Origin of the sequence: Mesorhizobium sp. M2A.F.Ca.ET.039.01.1.1, assembly GCF_003998035.1 — a bacterium.
In the GTDB taxonomy this organism is placed as follows: domain Bacteria; phylum Pseudomonadota; class Alphaproteobacteria; order Rhizobiales; family Rhizobiaceae; genus Mesorhizobium.
This window is the reverse complement of sequence record NZ_RZRY01000937.1, coordinates 1-2,011: the sequence shown is the minus strand read 5'-3', so window position 1 is coordinate 2,011 and position 2,011 is coordinate 1. Positions and strand designations below refer to the sequence as shown.

Here is a 2,011-nt window from a genome sequence, read left to right as displayed (position 1 = left end):
CCTCCAGACGCCCCGAAATGGCTTAGCCGCCTGCTCTTGCTGTCACGCCAGCCGGCTGGTGACGCGCAACGGACCTTTGCAAGGAGAGCCACCTGCCGCTCTGGTCCGTTGCGCGCCGCGCCCGGTCGGTTTTGCCGGCCGTGCGGTTTCAGAAAAGCTTGGCGGTCGCCATGCAAAACACCGTGATGACCAGCAACCCGCCGGCGATGCGTTCGCCCCTGGTCATTTTGGCCCGCAGTTGCGTTTGCGTCGCTTGATCGGCGCCAGCCAGTTGCCGGCTGGCGGAGGCGACGAGCGCGCCCTGCACGCCGGCGGCGATCAGCGCCGTCACAATGCCGAGCGCCAGCGCCTTCTCCATCGGGCCGAATGCACCCTCATGGAAGAAATACCAGAGCAGTATGCCGGTCAGGAACACCACGCCGGAGGCGCCGAGCTGCGGCCGGATGAAGCGCTCCGCCTTGATCTCCGGATCGCGGGCGACCGCAATGGTCGTGCCGGCCCAGAACACGCCGGCCATGACGTGCAGGCCGATGACGACGATATAGACATATTGCATGACCGCATTCCTCTCTGTCGCCCGCCGCACGTCGCTGCCATGTCGCGACGCCATCAATAAGACAAAGTTAGAGATCTAACGATTAGATGTCAATTCGTAAAGCTGAGTTTCACGTTCTCATTGCATGCTCTACTGTCACGTCATGACACCATTTGACCGCCCGCCCGTCGGCATGAACCTCGCCCGCACCTCGAAAGTGGTGGCGCAGGCCTTCGATGCCGCGCTGGTCGAGGCCGGCGGCACGCTGCCGGTCTGGCTGACCTTGCTGTCGGTCAAGTCGAAGGAGCTGGCCAACCAGCGCGAGCTTGCCGGCATGATCGGCATCCAGGGCGCGACGCTGACGCATCACCTCAACGCCATGGAGACGCAGGGCTTGCTGACGCGCCGCCGCGATCCCGAAAACCGCAGGGTCCACCAGGTGGCGCTGACTGAGCTCGGCGAAGCGCTGTTCGAGAAATTGCGTCTTGCGGCCGTCGACTTCGACAAGCGGCTGCGGGCCGGCATTCCCGAAGACAGGCTGGCCGAATTCGCCGAGGTGCTCGCGATGCTCAGGCGGAACGCCGAGGCGCCTCAGTCGTAGCCCGCAATCGCCCCGAAAGCGTAGTGACGCAGTCTGAGCGCCGTGATCAGGGCCGTCAGCTTCGTCTTGCCGTCGAAAGCGTCCTGGAACATCTCGTCATGCATGAGCAGGATCAGCTTGTTCGGCCTGGCGAAATGGCCGTAACCGAACAAATGGTCGATCTCGCTGACCAGATGGTCGACGCTCTGAACCGGCTTGCCGCTGTCCTCATGCACCCACTCGTGATCCCAGCCGTAAAGCCAGAAGCCTGAGGCCGCGACGAATTCGTAGTCCGGATCCTCGCGGCCGGCCTCGGCCAGCCCGAGCGAATTGTCGTCCTTCGAGTAATTGGGCAGCCGGAACACGTCGCGTCCGGGCAGCCGCGCATGCACGGCCGGCTTCAGCCCGAGCACAACATTGGCCCGCAGCATGTCGGCGACCACGCCCTCGGTATCGCCGTAGAAATGCCGGTAGTGATTATAGGCATGGCTGTAGCTGTGGTTGCCGATCGTCACCAGCGGCATCGATTTCGCCCGCTGCAACAGCGCCCGGCTGGTAGCATTGGCTTCGACATGCATGCCGACCATGAACAAAGTTGCGGGCACCTGCTCGGCCTGCAGCACGTCGAGGATGTTGGCTGTACCGTTCAGCGGACCGTCGTCGAAAGTGAGGTAGATGGTGCGATCGGCGGCCGAGGCGGGCGATGCGACATGCAGCAGGAACGGCAGGATATAACGAAGCGGCATTCGCAAAACTCGGTTGCGATCCCGATTGGCCGCCATAACGCCCGGTTGTGTCAAGCTTGTTGACGAAAGTGTCAGCCCAAGCTGCCCTGCAGCAGCTTCAGCTTCGCCTTTTTCGGGCTGCGCGCCGCCAGCCATTCGCGCGCCTTGTCC

The 2,011-nt window shown here is 63.3% G+C and carries 3 protein-coding genes; 1 reads left to right on the top strand and 2 read right to left on the bottom strand.

Annotated features, from left to right (window positions below; genetic code table 11):
• Nucleotides 1–148: 148 nt before the first annotated feature.
• Nucleotides 149–556: a hypothetical protein gene (locus tag EOA24_RS35795; RefSeq protein ID WP_126083108.1), complete on the bottom strand. Its 408-nt coding sequence runs from the start codon at nt 554–556 to the stop codon at nt 149–151.
• A gap of 142 nt (nt 557–698) precedes the next feature.
• On the opposite strand from EOA24_RS35795, the gene EOA24_RS35790 reads away from it, so the two are divergent.
• Nucleotides 699–1,136, top strand: coding sequence for a MarR family winged helix-turn-helix transcriptional regulator (locus EOA24_RS35790; protein ID WP_126083107.1), 438 nt, complete (start codon nt 699–701; stop codon nt 1,134–1,136).
• Here EOA24_RS35790 and EOA24_RS35785 read toward each other — a convergent pair.
• Nucleotides 1,127–1,861 carry a polysaccharide deacetylase family protein gene (locus EOA24_RS35785; protein ID WP_127256237.1) on the bottom strand — a complete coding sequence of 245 codons (735 nt, stop codon included), beginning with the start codon at nt 1,859–1,861 and terminating at the stop codon, nt 1,127–1,129. The two genes, EOA24_RS35790 and EOA24_RS35785, sit on opposite strands and share 10 nt — an antisense overlap.
• Between the last annotated feature and the right edge of the window lie 150 nt (nt 1,862–2,011).